Genomic DNA, 17,314 nt, shown 5'->3' on the forward strand with positions numbered 1-17,314 from the left:
TAGAGAAATACCTCCTAATTTGATAAATTTAGCACTGCTGTCTTCCACAGAGAATTCGGCTGTGTAATCACGTAAATACAAACGTCAAGCGTTAACAAACTGATTAACAGTAATAGACGAAAAGCTGTGGTCTGAGTCACCTCCGAACAGTCAAAGCTGTAAAATATGAAATACAGATCCACAATGCTTTTATAAATATATCAAAGATGGAAATAGACACCCAGAGAACCTGGGAGAAAGGAATTAATTAAATCATCATCTAATGATGATTAGATTATACGTAATTATTAATGAAGAAAAATAATGATCACTGGCACGGTGTATTAGATAGACTAGGAGCTTCATTAAGTGCCTTTATGTATAGAGAAAATCGTTTTTTTGTGAGGCAGTTAATACTAAACCAATAAGAGAAATTATTCCGGGAACCCTTGTAGAATTCGAGGAGGTATTACTTTGTATTATGAGAATAAGTTAGGTAAAATTTATTATGAGGTTCATGGACCAGAGAATGCTCCAGCGATAGTTTTCAACCATGGAGTAACAATGGATCATAGGACTTTCAAGGAACAGATAGAGGCATTGAAGGATAAATATCGAGTAATTATATGGGATATGCCCTATCATGGCAAATCATCAGCAATCGATGATAGGTTACATCTTTCTGCAACTGCAGCAGATTTTCTTATGGAGCTTTTAGATGATCTAAAAATAGATAAAGCAATACTAGTGGGCCTATCCTTTGGCAGTTTCGTGTCCCAACACGCAGCCTCTAAACATCCGGCAAGAGTAGTAGCTATGATTCAAATTAGCGGCCAATCATTATACCCAAAAAGATCGGCATTCCTTAATATCCTAAAACCTTTTTTCGTAATCGCAACAAAGATTCAGTCTGAAAAGCGATTGGCAAAATCTTTTGCCAAACATAAAACAATTACCCCTCATACATTGGTATACTTAGAAGAAGGAGTTTATCATATTGGAAAGAAAACATTAGGTCACTTATTCAAAGAGATGATAAGGGATTGGGTTACAGGAATACCCGAGCTCCTTAAGCAACCCATGCTTATTATATATGGGGACCGTGAATTTGGTGCGGTTAAAAAAATGCACCAAAGATGGCATGCCAATACTCCAAATAGTGAGATTGTTATGATCAAAAATGCCCATCACATTACAAATCAAGATAATCCAGAGGAAGTTAACAAAGCAATTTTATCTTTTATTACTAACCTTAGACATATTTAATCTCAAATTATCGACATATACCCGATTAACCATAAACAAGAGAGTTTGGGTTTTGAACGCGATAATTTTTCTTCGACAAGTTCCCCCATACAACCATTTCTCAAAAAACAGCGAAAAACCGGTCGATATGTTCCCCCATACGACGGGGCAAAAATCCCTTTCTGACATCAATGCCATCAACTCAAACACGTTGAGACGGTTGTACTGCTGTCGAGAGCGGATAAACAGAAGAGCTGTAAATGCCCATAAACAAGAGGTTTGCAGACGTTGAGTTTTTCTCAAGACTGTTTTGCCGGAGGTGCTCGGTTGAGTTGACAGCCTAGATAGCGCCTGTCTTTAGGAGGATTGAAAAGACAGGTTGGATGTTATAAAACATTGCGTATAGCCTAAATACCATTAGAGCTATTTATTTGAATGTTAGTTAGTCGTAGTAACAATGCGAAAAACCTCTGTTTACGGCAGTATAGATTGAGAAGTCGCGCCGCAGCGATGTAGTAAAATTAAAAAAGTAGTAAGAGATAGTGAAGCAAATACAGATCATAGAGCTAAAAGGCAAGATGGCCTAATCAGAAACAGTGGCTCGCAATAAAGCTATGCACAGTTGTTCCAATATAAATGACAGGTGTGAGGAAATGAGAATAACATTTTATGGATATAATACTTTTTTAATTAAATCCGGCGTCAAAAAAGTACTTATCGATCCTGGTGGCGATTTTTATCTCTTTAAAGGATGGCTGAAGAGCCTAATCCCACAATCGCAATGGGCTGCCATAACTCATATTCTCGTAACACATGGCGATCCTGATCATTACTGGCATGTAGACAGGATAGCAGAGAAATCAGGTGCACCTGTTATTTGCAATGAAACAATGGTACAAGAAATAAACGCTAAACGTTTGCTGTTAGGACCAAGAGCTAGAGGGCTCGCATTTACTACAGAAATAAAAAACCTCTATACCATTGCTCATTTTGAAACTTTAATTGTAGATGGTATTGAAATAACTGGAATCAAAACCGTTCATGGACCATTAAAAATTAAGTTAGGCCCATTTTCTAAAACTTTGCAACCTGGTCCAAATAAAAGAATCGGATGGGGTTCTATCGGATTTGAAATTCGGATGGATAAAAAAGTGATCGTCAATTTAGGAGACACTCTTATTCATAGAGATGAATGGAAGACGATCAGCTCACCAGATGTTTTGATGATTCCAATAGGTGGAGGAAGAGTACATAACACAATGGATGAAAAGGAAGCATTAGAAGTTGCTGAAATTATTAAGCCAAGACTCGTTATTCCCTGCCACTATAACTGCGCTGGTTTACATAAAAAGAATGCAAATCCCGCTAATGAGAAGTATTTTTATGATGAGGTGAAAAAGCTGGGAGTCGATTGTGTTATTTTAAGGAAAAACGAGTCAATCGAAATATAGGATAATATCCGGGTCAGCCAAGACGAAGACCAGGTTGCCAAGGCAGATGCCGTAAGATAAATAAGGGCCGGTATGCACGGCATCCATGGAATCAGGAATATCATTAGAATTATTGTGGATACATGCTGATGCCGCCAGATTATACACATCATAAAAGACTGCCCTTCTTAAGAACCTGCCTCGGAATAAATGCCTCGTCTTATGTATTTTTAATTGTAATACTGGGAATACCAGACGACACCGTGAATGAACTTGGACATGTCAGATCCTCTGGGGTATAGAGGTGTGTGGCATGGGTAAGTGTGCTGCACTGGAATTTTTCACAGAACAGTTCAAGAAGCTATACGTGTCTTACCTTGGGAACGCTCCTATCATTTTCAAATACCTTATCTCAAGACGAATGTATATTATTGAAGAAGTTGTTATATATTTATAGCATTGATGCAATGAAAAATTTAATGTTGGGAATATTAAGTTGTAGCAGATTTAAGTTGAGAAGTGTCCCTGATTACTTCTTTCGGGGGCTTAAGGGTGAGGGAATACCCCTGGAGGCCCGTATCTTTGCCGTAATAGATGTTTACGATGCCCTGACAAGTGATCGTCCTTATCCCAAGGCCTGGTCCAAGGAAGAAACTCTTGAATACATTAGAGAACAAAGTGGCAAGCATTTTGATCCCCAGGTGGTGGAAGTGTTTCTCAAGTTAGAAATAGATGGCTAGATCTAGAATAGCTAATATGATTAAGAGACGCTTGCTATACATGAAATATCGAGATGACAGGTGTTGCAGGACAAAGAATGGTAAAATAATATAGGTGCATAGAAAATCGCGTTTGACACTTAAACACCTAGCCTCTGGAACTGAAGTTTTACGAGAAATAGGCTCTGGGATTTTCTTTTACACACCGTGGCTGATTCAACAACTTCTTAATATAGATTTTAGTGACTGAAAGGGGTGTTTTTCTTGTCTTTAAGCTTAAATGAGTACAAAGTCATTGTCGAGTCAGCGCCTAACTTGATATGGAGATCAGGTCTTGATGCCAAGTGTTATTATTTTAATAAAACATGGCTTGATTTTACAGGACGAACTTTAGAACAAGAATATGGTGATGGATGGTCAGAAGGAGTACATCCTGATGACTTTGAGAGATGCGTTAAAATTTATTTGGGAAACTTTAGCAAAAGAACCCGATTTGAAATGGAATACCGACTACTTCGTCACGACGGTGAATGGAGATGGATTAATGACATAGGTGTACCGACTATTGATGAGAACGGCGAATTTACAGGTTTTATAGGAAGTTGTCTGGATGTAACCGAAAGAGTAGAAGGATTGATGTTAAAAGAAATGGCTCAAAAAGACGGTCTGACAGAAATTTTTAGCCGTCAGTATTTGATGAGCCTTTTTGACTATGAATTTGAATCCGCAAAGCGGACCGGAAGTAAATTATCAGTAGCCATGATGGATATAGATAAGTTTAAATCTATAAATGATATGTACGGTCATTTAGGCGGTGATTCTGCACTTAAAATGTTCGCATCTGTTGTCAAAGATACGGTTCGTCAAAATGATTTGTTCGGTCGATATGGTGGTGATGAGTTTGTAATTATTTTCCCCAATACAACAGTTGAAGAAGCAAAAAAAATCGTTGACAGAATTGCAAATTCATTGAAAAAAATGGTTTTTAAGATTGATCATAATGAAATTGAGATTTCGATTAGTGTAGGTCTATGCGAGTTAACTGATGAAAATAGTCCTGACGAAATGATAAATGTGGCTGACAAAATGATGTATGAAAACAAGAAAAACAAATAAGACTTTTATGTGCAGAGCAGAGTGAATGCTTTGTGAAACTGTAGTGGTTGAGGGAGTAGGTTGGATATTTGAGAACTTTTTAAGATTAGGTTTCACTGGAGATGAATGCAAAACCCTTTTTACCACTATTAATGCAAAAAGAATACTCCTGCTGAAAAGCTATGAAGCCCGACATGATATGATATAATTTAATAAAAAGGAGTTGGTTACCGATGAAACGAAAACTGTTGCCGGGTATCATCGGTGGTTTTATTGGTTTCGTGGTTGGAGCTTTTGCTGGTGGTTACCTTGGCTTAGTTGTGGGTGGAACTTTTTTAGGTGGTCTCGATATCTATGAACATACCGGTATTGAAGGATATGAGTTGGCCGCATATGTTGGAGCAATAATCGGTGCCCTTGTTTTGACAGTCTTAGGAGTCAGACTTGCATTGAGGATGGCTGACAAGACGGGGAAGGAAATGTAATACAAAGGAGTAAGCCAGCCACGCAAAGCTAAAAAGCTTGAACATGACTGGTTCCCTAAGATAACCAAAGAACAAAACAATCACATTCATTCAAGCGAATGTACTTAAGCCGCTGCCGTTTGAAAACAAGACATTTGATCTGTCGATCGCCTCCTATGTGGCCCATGGATTGCAAAAAAACGAAAGAAAACAAATGTACGTTAAAATGAGCCGTGTTAGCATAAGCAAAGTAATTATCTATGACTACAATACACATCATCCATCTTTATAAGATGGATATGTTTCCCAGGACGGGAATATCCTTGAGAATACTAGCGACTTATTCTTGCGAACGAAAAATAGATAAAACATAGTCCAGGCATCAATCTAATGCTATTGTTCCAAATTAAGACTGTAGTGTCGATGCCAAGAAAATAAAGACCTGTGCTGGGTAAGGCTTGATATAAGCCTTACCGTGATTTTGGCTTAACAAATGAAAGCTGAAAACATTTTTTTGCTCTGCGGAAACTTGTCCAAGGGGTACAAGACCCCGTATAGAGCGAGTTAATTGTCATCAGGGGTGTAAAGAGCAGAATAGATGCTTTTATGAAAGGGTCGGGAGTTGAGAAAGTAGGTTGTCGATAAAAAAGCCTGCTCCAGTATTCGGATGAGTCTAATATTGCGTAGTATTGTTAATTGGATTTTTTTGTTTGAGTATTCCTTCTGCAAATATTGCACCACCGATAACCAATAATGAGCCAAGAAATTGGATTGGCTGCAGTATTTCTCCTAAAAACAATACAGAAAAAGCAACAGCCGAAAGAGGCTCTATGTAGCCGAAGATAGCGACCGTTTGTACGGGCAAATTACCAATTGAAGAAAAATACAGGTAACATCCAATCCCGGTATTGATGAACCCTAGTATGAATATCGGAAGCCAATCACCTCGAGAGATGTTGATGGCAAAACCCTGCTGAAGGCCTAAAAAAATGGCTACTGTAAAAAAACTGATAGTTAGCTGAAACATTGAATTTCTCATTCCTGTTATGGTATGGGCTTTTTTATTAAAGATCACCATAAATGCATACATGGTGGCAGACATAACTCCACAAAATAGTCCCCAGGCTGTCTTCCCATCGTGAATCGCTTGTATGTTTATGAGTAGAATCCCGAAAAGGATAGCAACAAATCCTGCAACTTTGGGCAGGGTGAACTTTTCCTTGAACAGTAACGGGGAAAGAACCATGACAATTACCGGGCCACAATAATATGCAAGGGATGCGATACTGACACCGATTTGCTGATAAGCTTCATAAAGGAACATCCAGCTTACTCCCATTGCAAATCCTGATACAACAAGATAGAAGAGGTGTTGTTTATTTTTAGGCATTTCTATTTTATTGTTGGCTGATTTGAACAATACAAGGAGCAATATACTACCTATTAATGTACGTAAAAATACAATTTCATAGCTTGTGAGTGATATTTGACTTGCAACGATGCCATTTGACCCAAATAGCATCAGTGCAAGCATATATTTCGAATAATATGTTATGATATTATTTTGTCTCACCATCTAAACACCTCCATATTGAAAAATTCATATATTTAATGTATCATAAGTCCATGAATTACAAAAGCAAATATATCGCATAGAATAAATGATAAAAACAGATATAAGAGGTGTACGAAATGGATATGAATATTCAAAAATACATGGCCTTTATTAAAACAGTGGAATACGGTAGCTTCACAAAAGCAGCTGAGGCATTATCTTATTCTCAATCTGGTATAAGCCGAATGATTAATGATTTAGAAAAAGAATGGGAAATTTCTTTATTGGAGAGGAACCGGACAGGAGTGCGATTGACTTCAGACGGTCTTAAGATTTTGCCCTATGCAAAAAGCGTATATGAAGAATATCAAAAGTTACATATGCAGGTGGATGAATTGAACGGTCTGCAATCAGGACTTATACGTATTGGTACTTTTTCCAGTGTAGCCACCCATTGGCTTCCGAATATCATTAAGGAGTTCCAAAAAGACTATCCCAATATTGATTATGAATTACTTCTTGGCGACTATACAGAAATTGAGGCGTGGATTCAGGAAGGTCGTGTTGACTGTGGCTTTCTAAGATTACCAACGCACCCAGACATGGAGACGATATTTTTAGAACAGGATGCACTACTTGTAATTTTACCAGAAAACCATCCATTGGTAGAGTGTGACAAATTCCCGGTGTCCTCACTTAGTGATTATCCGTTTATGTTACTGGAAAAAGGAGCGAAAGCTGAAATTTCTGAAATATTTGAGAGAAACGGATTAATTCCTAGAGCTCATTTTACGACTTGGGATGATTATGCAATTATGTCAATGGTGGAAAGCGGACTCGGAATCAGCATATTGCCTCAGCTAATACTTAAACGGATACCATACAGAATCATTGCTAAAGAACTAGATGTACCAGCCTACCGAAGTATTGGACTTGCTTTAAAAGATAAAAAGACCGCATCATTGGCTGTAAAGAAATTCATGGACTATCTTCAATATAGATAAAGTCGAGGCGTCTTGGAAAGTTGGTCTACTTTTAAGGTGTAACAATCATTCGTTCTTGATTCTGAAATAGCCCCATTTAAAATGGGGCATATATTTCTGCAACAACTTTGCAGTTCATGCATAGTCTGCCTATGGAAATGAGCTCGCGAAATTTGATTGGATGCAGACCGCTATGGAGACAGTATAGCGTTTTTAGATAATTTTTAGTTTTTTTAAAATTTTAGCAACACCGGCATTGTCGTTTGAATCAGTCGTATAGTGAGTGATTGATTTTATATCGTCAGGAGAATTTTCCATGGAAACAGATAAGCCGGAGACTTCAAACATAGGAATATCATTATCGCTGTCCCCTATTGCAATTATCTCTTCGCACCCTAAACCGTAATGGTTAGCTATAAGAGAAAGGCCTGAACCTTTGTTTGCATATGGGCTAACGATTTCGATGCACAAATAATTTGCCCGCACTATGCACATTAAATCATGGTCTAGTTTAGGCCAAATTTTTGATAGGACATCATTTCCGGTTTCGTATAGCTCCATCTTCAGTACAGATGAAGATTCTAGTTTGTTTTCTATTTCATGGATATCACTAAAAGTACTTTTTGATAAGATGTTTTTGTACATTATCATTTTATTATCGGAATAATAGTTATAATAAAATTGATCATTATTAAAATAATAAATATTATCGTCAGTTACAATTCCATAATTTGCCCCATTCGCTTGGCATAAATCAGCGTACTTTATTATTAAATCCTTATTCATGGCATGTTTTTTGATGACATTGGAGTACTTCATTATAGCACCCATGCAACAGACATAATCATTATCTAGATTTATTGCAGCAGAATAAGCCATGGCAGATTCTAGGACTCTTCCGGTGGCAAAAACTATTTTATATCCATTGTTTTTTGCAGCGTGAAGAGCTTCAATGTTTTCATCTGAAATTAATTGATTATTATCAAGCAAAGTACCATCCATGTCTATTGCTATCATTTTATATTTCATAGTTTATACTTATGCCTCCTTTTTTATCTAGACTTAATCTACCATTTCCATTATATCATAAGAAGCTTACTGCAGAGGACCTGCTTTACTAGTGCACTTTAGAAAAACTAATCCACCAAAATCCATCATTTCCAGAAAAGCGAGGAATCTCAGGAATTACGTTGTTTTGTAAGCGTGTGTGCAGATGACGAATTTAGATGTTTGTCTTTGACCCAAGGGTATTTGCGAGATTTTAATATAAACGACTGATTGGGCAGGCTCCGGCTTCCAAGTTCAATGTTCTGAGTCGGCTTTTTAATATAACCTGGGTTTATATTGATAAACACGGGGTGATATCTTATAATTTGCATTAAGAGTATTTATGCAAGTAACTAGCAACCGCGAGTGCATATTCGAGGTTTTTTTGATATATGGATGAAAGGCTAAAGTTCAGTTAACTTTAACAATTTAACACAAGAATTTTTTCATATTTTTGTATGAAGGGAATCAATTTGTTTATAACCATGGATGCTTTGCTACGGAGCAGAGTGTGAGAACTAATCAAAGCATAGGAATTATTTTTGACGCAGAGGCAGATATTGAATTCGAGATAAGCTTGGCGTGATGAAGATTGGTACGTATTGTCAATTATCTGAAAGAGAGAATACTGCTTCAAAACGCACCTTTATTTAAAAAAATATGGCGTGCGGTTATTAGAAACAGCTGAATATTTTGGATCTTTTTGGGAGGTCGATTATCGATGTTAAGAAAATATTGTGTATTGTTCTTAAGTATTGTTTTGATTTTTTCTTGGTCTGAAAGCACGTTGGCAAATGATGGAGGGAAAACACCTTCAGGGATACCCATTATAGAATTAGAGGAATTTATTGATGATTACATGTCTGAATATATTGGCAAAACATCACCAGGAGCAGCGGTGGTACTAGTCAAAGATGGTGAAATCATCTTCTCCAAGGGGTATGGTTATGCCAATATAGAAAGTGGAATCTTAGTAGATCCAAGAGATACAGTCTTTGAATATGGCTCTGTAAGCAAGCTCTTTGTTTATACCACGATGATGCGACTTTCAGAAGAAGGAAAAATCGATCTTCAAGCAGACATACGAGATTATTTGCCCGCAGATTTCCTGAAAAAAATAAAATATGATGAGCCTATTACTATGATAAATATTATGAACCACACCACAGGCTTTGAAGATTTTTTATTTGACGTCGTATTGCTAAATTCAAATAAAAATCGGCCAACTATGGAGCAGACTTTAAGAAAATCACAACCTATGCAAGTTTATAGACCCGGAAAAATAAGCGCTTATTCAAATTATGCCGTGGGCCTGGCAGCATACATAGCGGAGCAAATTATTGGGCAGGATTTTTACCAATATCTTATGGAGACAATATTCCTCACTTTGGACATGGACCAAACTTCTGCCCATCCAACTCTCGAAGACAGGGATATTCTCTTGGAAAGCAAAGCAAATGGCTACTATAGAAAGGGAAATGGGGTATTTGTGCCAGGGCATTGGAGCTATATCCCCATTTATCCTGTGGGCTCAGTAAATGGGACCGCTGAGGATCTGGCGCGGTTTGCCATAGCATTAATGCCGGCAGGAGGACAAAAGAGCCCATTGTTTAATAAAAGGGCGACATTGGATAGTATGCTTTCACAAAGCCACGCCATGGGGCCTCAGCTCACAGGATTCGCCTACGGTTTTATTGAGTGGGACGGTGAAAAAAGGGGTGTTGGACATGGGGGAAATACCGCTGCCTTTTCTTCGCAAATTAATATAGTGCCTGAGGAACGCTTCGGAGTGGTAATACTAACTAATGTAAATAGCGAAATGGATATTACCTCGGGATTGACTGAAGAGCTTATTGGTAAACGCATTAAAAGCTTGCCCGTAGGCGGGGATGATCTGCCTGATGTCAAAGAAGTGGAAGGTACATATATAGCGGCTCGCAGGATGCATAATGGGTTTTTAGAGATTTATGGTTATCTTAACTTGCTGAAAGTCGAAGCGTTGGAGCCAAATAAAATTCAGCTGAGTATGGCTGGCCAAACATCTACACTGGTACAAACCAGGCCTTATGTGTTTGAGCGTACAGAGTCACAAGGTGCAATATTCGATTATCATTTTAGGACGATATACTTTGAAGCAGCAAATGGTAAAGTGCAACGATTGTCGGGAGACTTTTTGCCTTTGCCGGGAGGGCGTACAATGCCATGGTTGCTGACCTTTTTAGCTGTTGCAGTGATCAGCACATCATACTTTGTTATTGCCCCTATAGCGCTGCTTGTAAGGAGGCTTTGGCAAAAAAAGAGAGGGTTTAAGTATGACGAGACGTCTAAGATTGTCACATTTATGATGTTGTGCGGTACAGGGTTGATTATAAACAATGCTCTACTGGCAATGCGCATGTTATACAACAACTACCGTTCATTTTCCGAGATGCGTATTCATATTTTACTTAACAATTCTTTGGTGGCGTCGACTGCATTGCTGCTGATACTATTAGTGAGAAGATGGCAGGCTTTAGGGCTTTCAAAAGCTCAAAAAGTATTGCTGTTGGTTACAGTCGGTATATTGGTTGCTTTAATTGCAGTTCTTATCAACTGGCAATTTCTTAAGATGTTTATTTAGCATTTAGAGACGTTGGCTTGCTCTTATCCTAAATAACAGCACTAAGTTTACCGAAAGGCTGAAAAGTATCAATATTGATGATAAAATATATCACAATGACTAGTGTGTATAGCAAATCCAATACGCAGAATATTATAATTTGTTGAATTGTATAATGTGTTCATATTTTTAGTGTTAGCCAAATACTGCCTTGTTTTAGAAATGAAGAACCTCAAGATTGTATAATGGATTGAAGGTGGAGGTTGCTTTCATTTCATCAAAAATGCAGGGGAAAATGCGTAGCAGAGATGAATGACTGTATTTCAGAAGTTAGAGCAGTTACCGTAGGTGTGAGAGTTAATTTGTATGTTTGTAGGCTGACTTGATTAAGCAATTATTTTTATGGATATAAACTGTTTATCGGATAAATGAATCAGCATCAGTAAACGCTTCGATAACAAAGAAGAGGAGCATATTGTCGTTGAAGCGGATTTTAAAAATTATGACTGGGAAAACTATAATTGCGATTGACGGATTGCATTTGTATGATAGTGGTTTTAGAATTCGTGAAGGAGGGTCAGGATTGATAATAAAGAAGAAAAACAATGTAAGGATTATTGGCAATTTGATCGCAATAATAGCCTTTTTAGCCTGGGTTTTCTGGAGCAATCGAGCTATACAAATTACGACCTATAAGGTAAAAAGCCCAAGAATAAGTGATAATTTATCTGGTTTCACGATAGCCCATGTATCCGACTTGCATAACCAGAAGTTTGGATATGGACAACGAAACCTGATATCTAAAATAGCTATAGTCAAACCCCATATAATTGCAGTAACCGGGGATCTTGTGGATTCGAGAAGCACCGATATAGATATGGCTATGATATTTATAAAAGAGGCGGCAAAGGTAGCTCCGGTTTATTATGTAACAGGTAATCATGAAGCCCGAATTGAAGATTATGATGAGCTGAAGCAAAGGCTTGAAATTGCAGGAGCACATATTATGGATGGGCAGATCGAAGAGATTTTTCATAACGACGAGATTATATCCTTGATGGGAGTAGCAGATCCATCTTTTACTGACATATCTGTTTATGTGGGAGAGGGTGAAACCGTTGCCAATGATATAAGAAGCATTTCTTATGATAAGGATTCTTACTCTATACTCTTATCTCATCGCCCGGAACTTTTTCAAGTGTATGTTTCAGCCGGACTGGATTTGGTTCTGGCAGGTCATGCACATGGAGGCCAATTCAGAATACCTTTTATTGGAGGGGTTATAGCTCCGAATCAGGGTTACCTGCCTAAATACACTTCAGGAATTATAAAAGATGGAAAAACAAAAATGATAGTCAGTAGAGGAATGGGTAGCAGCATAATTCCCATGCGCATCAACAATAGACCTGAGCTGGTGGTTGTGAGACTAAGTAATTGATAATCAGAAATAGCGGTCTGTTTTTGTGACCATGACTTTCACCACTAAGATTGTAAAAGCCCAAGGAGCTGATTAAATGGAAATAAGAAAATATATAAAAGAGCAGGATGAAGAGAGATTGATGAGGTTGATTGCTAGCGAGGGTGAAGAGTGGGAGTGTTATACTGGGGAGGATGTTGCAGAAAAGTATAGAAAGGCTTTGAATGCTTCGATAACTTACGTTGCATACCAAGAGGGTATTTTATGTGGATATTCAAGATCCATAGATGACTGTGGGTTCTACATATACGTCTGCGATCTATTGGTAGACAGAAATCACAGAGGCAAGAATATTGGGCGAAAGCTGATGGAGAGCATTTACTTGGATTATCCAGACAAGATAGTTTATGTTATGTCGGATGTGGACGGATACTACGAAAAACAGGGTTATAGGCGTGAAGGATCCATATTTGAAGTAAGGAAAAGGCCAATCGAATAAGTCGAGTTTGGAGGCAAGAAAAGATGGTTGTTCAGCGCCAATATAATTCTGACATCGAAGGAATAATTTCAAAGAGATACCATAACGGATGGGATTATTGGACTACCCCTGATAAAAGGTTGGGAAAAGGCGGAACGTTTTCCACTCTGTCAAGCGCTTTGCTGCTCCGGGAGCTTGGAGTTAAGTCATCTGATGATATTCTGCTGGATGTTGCGGAGCTTATTTTTAGCTGCCTGCGGGAAGACGGAAGGTTTAAACTTTCCCCAAAGGGAGCGATATATCCTTGCCACACAATAAATGCTTTGAACGTCTTGTGCAATTTAGGGTATGCAGGTGACGAGAGGCTGGAAAAATCATTCAATCACCTGATGGATATTCAACACAGCGATGGAGGATGGAGGTGCAAAAAATTCAGTTACGGGAAAGGCCCCGAAACCGATTATTCAAATCCGGGTCCTACTCTGACAGCTTTAAACGCATTTCGATTTACAAGGCATCTTAACCGAAATTCAGATTTAGATAAAGCAGTGGGATTTCTGCTTGATCACTGGACTGTTCGACTGCCCATAGGTCCTTGCCATTACGGGATAGGAACTCTTTTTATGCAAGTGGAGTATCCCTTTGAAACATACAACCTGTTTTATTATGTATATGTCCTTTCTTATTATGATAGAGCCAAAGAAGATACAAGGTTTATAGAGGCACTGAACATCTTGGAATCAAAGGTGCAAGATGGGAAAATTGTTGTAGAGCGAGTAAATCCCAAGTTGGCAACGTTCTCGTTTTGTAAAAAAGGAGAGCCAAGTGATTTAGGGACACGGCACTATCTAGAGATAAAACGAAACCTGCGTTGACATAAATATGATGAAGTCGGGTCATTATAGAGGAGGATCGAATTATGAAAAAAGACCTTATAGCGCCATGTGGAATGAACTGCAGGCTATGCATAAGCTTTCAGGCGATGACGTTGGAACTTAAAAAGAAGGGATTCAATAGAAAATACTGCCGGGGCTGCATACCCAGAGGTGAAAACTGCACGCATATGGGTGACTCCTGCGAGCTTTTAAGGACAGGGGCGGTGAGGTTCTGCTATAAATGCGATAAATTCCCGTGCAAACGACTAAAGGCTTTAGATAAAAGGTATCGAACTAAATATCATATGAGCATGATTGAAAACCTTCAATACATTAAAGAAAATGGAATGGATGCTTTTTTGAAGAGACAAGAAGAAATATGGAAATGTCAAAGATGCGGTGGTGCTATATGCTGCCACAACGGGCTCTGTTTGTCCTGTGATTTGAAAAAACTACAGCAAAACAAAAGGTATCGCTGGGGAGAAGTTGAGGTCAGATAAATATAAAACGGAATCGGAGATATAAACATGGAAAAGTGGGTTCTAACTTCAGGTACAAATAATTGTGGAGGAAGATGCATTATCAAGGCTTGTGTCAAAAATGGTCAAGTAGTTAAAATTGAAACTGAAAAGCCATGTGAGGTGGGAGATGAGGTTTCGTTGACAGCTTGTCCAAGAGGCATTAATTATTCAGAAACTTTTTTAAGTGATAAACGATTAAGATACCCCATGAAAAGAGTTGGGAAAAGAGGCGAAGGAAAATTCGAGAGGATTTCCTGGAATGATGCCATAAAAATCATTGCAGATGAATGGATTAGAATAAGAGAGAAATACGGCATGGGGTCAAGATATGTAAACTACTCCACAGGAAATATGGGGGTGATGAGAGGTTATGCCCTTGTAAAGCATTTATTGGCATTAGATGGCGGTTTTTTGGATTACTACAACTCCTACTCCGATGCATGTACCACTATAGCTACGCCCTATACATATGGTACTGAGATTACCGGAAATTCACTCACAGAACTTAAAAAATCTAAACTTATAATACTGTCTGGACACAATCCGGCAGAGACTAGATTTGGTGACTTTCTATGGCATTTAAAAGAGGCGAAGAAAGCAGGGGTCAAGATAATAGCGATAGATCCCAGGTTTTCGGATACTGCAAAATCGATTGCAGATGAATGGATAGGAATAAAACCAGGTACTGACAGTGCCCTGATCGATGCCATGGCTTATGTCTTATATACAAAAGAGCTTCATGACAAAGAGTTTTTAAACAAATTTTGCATAGGCTTTGACGAGGAACATATGCCACAAGGCATTAAGAGCGGCGAGAGCTATGAAGCTTATATTACAGGCAAGAAAGATGGCATACCCAAAACACCCTTGTGGGCGGAAGCTATTACAGGAATCGATGCCAAAAAGATAGAGCTGCTTGCTATAGAATACGCATCGTCTAAGCCGGCAGCCTTTATACAGGGCTGGGGTCCACAAAGGCATTCAAACGGAGAACAGGCAGCAAGAAGCTCCACGCTGATCGCCTGCATGACCGGAAACGTAGGGGTGGCGGGAGGCTGGGCAGGAGGCAAAGGTTCTATCGAAGGACACGAAAAACCTGCCTTCCCTCAAGCCAAAAACCCATATTCCGGAAAGATACCAGTTTTTTTGTGGACTGATGGAATCATTAGAGGCACGAAGATGACTGCCCCTGACGACGGACTGAAAGGAGTGGAAAAGCTCGATTCAGATATCAAAATGATTATAAATCTCGCAGGGAATATTTTAGTGAACCAACACTCAGACATCAATAGAACAATAAAAATACTTAAAGACGAATCCCTTTGTGAATTCATCCTGTGCTCAGATCTTTTTATGACCCCGAGTGCCAAGTTTGCGGATATACTCCTTCCGGGAACATCAATGTTTGAAAACGAGAATATCACCAGGCCCTGGATGTATGGCGATTTTATCCTATACAACAACAAAGCTATAGATCCTATGCATGAGTCCAGGTTCGAGTACGACTGGTTATGTGACTTGGCGAAAAAGTTGGGGCTTTTAGAAAAGTTCTCAATGGGAGGCAAAAGCTTGACTGATTATCTTGAGTATATCTACGAAGAATTAAGAGAAAGAGAAAAAGAGCTTCCGCAATTTAATGTATTTGTAAAAAATGGAGGATATAAATACAAGAATAATAAAACCTTCATAGCATTTTCAAGACAGATAGAAGATCCGGACAATTGCCCATTTCCTACGCCGTCAGGCAAGATAGAGATATTTTCCAAGAGACTTTACGATATGAACAAGCCTGATGAAATCCCGGCGATACCTAAGTACACTAAAGGATTCGAGGGGATAGGTGACGATAAAAAAGACATTTACCCGCTGCAACTGATAGGATGGCACACCAAGAGACGGACTCACTCGACCCATGAAAGCAACGAGAAAATGGCAAAACTTGAGGCTCAAAGACTGTGGATTAGCATAGTGGATGCAAAGAAAAGGGGTATTTGCGACGGTGATATGGTGGAGGTTTACAATGATAGAGGAAAAATCAATATAGAAGCCTTTGTGACAGATAAAATAATACAAGGCGTGGTAGCGATGCCCCAAGGTGCATGGTACAAACCTGATGGAGAGAGCTGTGACAAGGCAGGGTCTATAAATGTTTTGACTACGAGCAAACCTACTCCCCTGGCCAAGGGCAACCCCCAACATTCAAATCTTGTGGAAGTAAGCATCCAAAGCAGTAGAAGGGGTTAAGTTTGTTTTGGAGCAGAAGGAGAGGATTATGTTTAGAGAAATGAGAAAAAAAGAAAGGCAGATGCCGCTGTCTGAATGTAAAAAGTTACTTAATGAGTCAGAGTACGGCTTTCTTGCAATGACTGGGGAAGATGGGTATCCATACTCAATCGCCTTAAATTATATTTATTTAGATGATAAAATTTACTTTCACTCCGCGCTGGAGGGACATAAAATTGATAATTTGGACTATAACGATAAAGTGTGCTTCAGCATTGTCGGTAAGACTGCAGTCGTGGAAAATCGGTTCAGCAGAAGCTACGAAAGCATAGTTGTTTTCGGTAGGGCAGCTCAGGTTGATGAAAATGAAAAAACGGAAATTATGATCAAACTTGTAGAGAAGTATTCTCCAGAAAAAATAGACAAGGGAATCGGGTATATAAAAGAAGCCAAGGATAAAATAAAAGTATATAAAATCAAAATCGATCACATGTCAGGAAAAGCAAGGAAATAAGACTTTCTTAACTTGAAAAAGCAAAGTTCTTTGCGTTTGTGTTGACTTGAGAGAGCTTAAACAATATAATCAAATTGGAAAATAATTTGAGTCATGAAGACTTGAGGGATAGTTGAATCAAAGAAGGATAAATCAAAAAACGATAAACTATGAAGGTTTGCTTTATTAAG

The 17,314-nt window shown here is 38.6% G+C and carries 16 protein-coding genes; 14 read left to right on the forward strand and 2 right to left on the reverse strand.

The window, feature by feature from the left end; translation table 11 throughout:
- The first annotated feature begins 453 nt into the window (after positions 1-453).
- The 6 genes from BUB93_RS05950 (at position 454) to BUB93_RS11560 (ending at position 5,224) form a co-directional block, all read left to right on the forward strand.
- Positions 454-1,245, forward strand: coding sequence for an alpha/beta fold hydrolase (locus BUB93_RS05950; RefSeq protein WP_073270177.1), 792 nt, complete (start codon positions 454-456; stop codon positions 1,243-1,245).
- A gap of 632 nt (positions 1,246-1,877) precedes the next feature.
- Positions 1,878-2,675 carry an MBL fold metallo-hydrolase gene (locus BUB93_RS05955; protein WP_073270178.1) on the forward strand — a complete coding sequence of 266 codons (798 nt, stop codon included), beginning with the start codon at positions 1,878-1,880 and terminating at the stop codon, positions 2,673-2,675.
- Between the two features lie 410 nt (positions 2,676-3,085).
- Positions 3,086-3,394, forward strand: coding sequence for an HD-GYP domain-containing protein (locus tag BUB93_RS05960; RefSeq protein ID WP_200789438.1), 309 nt, complete (start codon positions 3,086-3,088; stop codon positions 3,392-3,394).
- Between the two features lie 243 nt (positions 3,395-3,637).
- Complete coding sequence (locus BUB93_RS11425; protein ID WP_073270179.1) at positions 3,638-4,489, forward strand: sensor domain-containing diguanylate cyclase; 852 nt, start codon at positions 3,638-3,640, stop codon at positions 4,487-4,489.
- A gap of 212 nt (positions 4,490-4,701) precedes the next feature.
- Positions 4,702-4,953, forward strand: coding sequence for a hypothetical protein (locus BUB93_RS05970; RefSeq protein WP_073270180.1), 252 nt, complete (start codon positions 4,702-4,704; stop codon positions 4,951-4,953).
- A 79-nt stretch (positions 4,954-5,032) separates the two neighbouring features.
- On the forward strand, positions 5,033-5,224 hold the full coding sequence (locus BUB93_RS11560; RefSeq protein ID WP_143159071.1) for a class I SAM-dependent methyltransferase: 192 nt from the start codon (positions 5,033-5,035) through the stop codon (positions 5,222-5,224).
- Positions 5,225-5,605: 381 nt separating this feature from the next.
- On the opposite strand, the gene BUB93_RS05975 is transcribed toward BUB93_RS11560, so the two are convergent.
- Complete coding sequence (locus tag BUB93_RS05975) at positions 5,606-6,508, reverse strand: DMT family transporter (RefSeq protein ID WP_073270181.1); 903 nt, start codon at positions 6,506-6,508, stop codon at positions 5,606-5,608.
- A 116-nt stretch (positions 6,509-6,624) separates the two neighbouring features.
- Here BUB93_RS05975 and BUB93_RS05980 point away from each other — a divergent pair, with 116 nt between their 5' ends.
- A complete protein-coding gene (locus BUB93_RS05980; RefSeq protein WP_073270182.1) occupies positions 6,625-7,491 on the forward strand; it encodes a LysR family transcriptional regulator in 867 nt (288 codons plus the stop codon).
- A 192-nt stretch (positions 7,492-7,683) separates the two neighbouring features.
- Here the strand turns inward: BUB93_RS05980 and BUB93_RS05985 are convergent, their stop codons facing one another.
- Positions 7,684-8,499 carry a Cof-type HAD-IIB family hydrolase gene (locus tag BUB93_RS05985; RefSeq protein WP_073270183.1) on the reverse strand — a complete coding sequence of 272 codons (816 nt, stop codon included), beginning with the start codon at positions 8,497-8,499 and terminating at the stop codon, positions 7,684-7,686.
- 739 nt (positions 8,500-9,238) lie between these two features.
- Here BUB93_RS05985 and BUB93_RS05990 point away from each other — a divergent pair.
- From BUB93_RS05990 to BUB93_RS06020, 7 genes are all read left to right on the forward strand, one after another.
- On the forward strand, positions 9,239-11,137 hold the full coding sequence (locus BUB93_RS05990) for a serine hydrolase domain-containing protein (protein ID WP_073270184.1): 1,899 nt from the start codon (positions 9,239-9,241) through the stop codon (positions 11,135-11,137).
- Positions 11,138-11,699: 562 nt separating this feature from the next.
- Positions 11,700-12,554, forward strand: a complete 855-nt coding sequence (locus BUB93_RS05995; protein WP_242945393.1) for a metallophosphoesterase — start codon at positions 11,700-11,702, stop codon at positions 12,552-12,554.
- 76 nt (positions 12,555-12,630) lie between these two features.
- Positions 12,631-13,032 (forward strand): GNAT family N-acetyltransferase, encoded by a 402-nt coding sequence (locus BUB93_RS06000; RefSeq protein ID WP_073270185.1) that lies wholly within the window; start codon positions 12,631-12,633, stop codon positions 13,030-13,032.
- A gap of 23 nt (positions 13,033-13,055) precedes the next feature.
- Positions 13,056-13,886, forward strand: coding sequence for a prenyltransferase (locus BUB93_RS06005; protein WP_073270186.1), 831 nt, complete (start codon positions 13,056-13,058; stop codon positions 13,884-13,886).
- Between the two features lie 44 nt (positions 13,887-13,930).
- Positions 13,931-14,386: a DUF3795 domain-containing protein gene (locus tag BUB93_RS06010; RefSeq protein ID WP_073270187.1), complete on the forward strand. Its 456-nt coding sequence runs from the start codon at positions 13,931-13,933 to the stop codon at positions 14,384-14,386.
- A 27-nt stretch (positions 14,387-14,413) separates the two neighbouring features.
- Complete coding sequence (locus tag BUB93_RS06015; RefSeq protein ID WP_073270188.1) at positions 14,414-16,651, forward strand: DMSO/selenate family reductase complex A subunit; 2,238 nt, start codon at positions 14,414-14,416, stop codon at positions 16,649-16,651.
- Positions 16,652-16,679: 28 nt separating this feature from the next.
- Positions 16,680-17,144, forward strand: a complete 465-nt coding sequence (locus tag BUB93_RS06020; RefSeq protein ID WP_073270189.1) for a pyridoxamine 5'-phosphate oxidase family protein — start codon at positions 16,680-16,682, stop codon at positions 17,142-17,144.
- The last annotated feature ends 170 nt before the right edge of the window (positions 17,145-17,314 follow it).

It is taken from the genome of Alkalibacter saccharofermentans DSM 14828 (assembly GCF_900128885.1).
Taxonomy (GTDB): domain Bacteria; phylum Bacillota; class Clostridia; order Eubacteriales; family Alkalibacteraceae; genus Alkalibacter; species Alkalibacter saccharofermentans.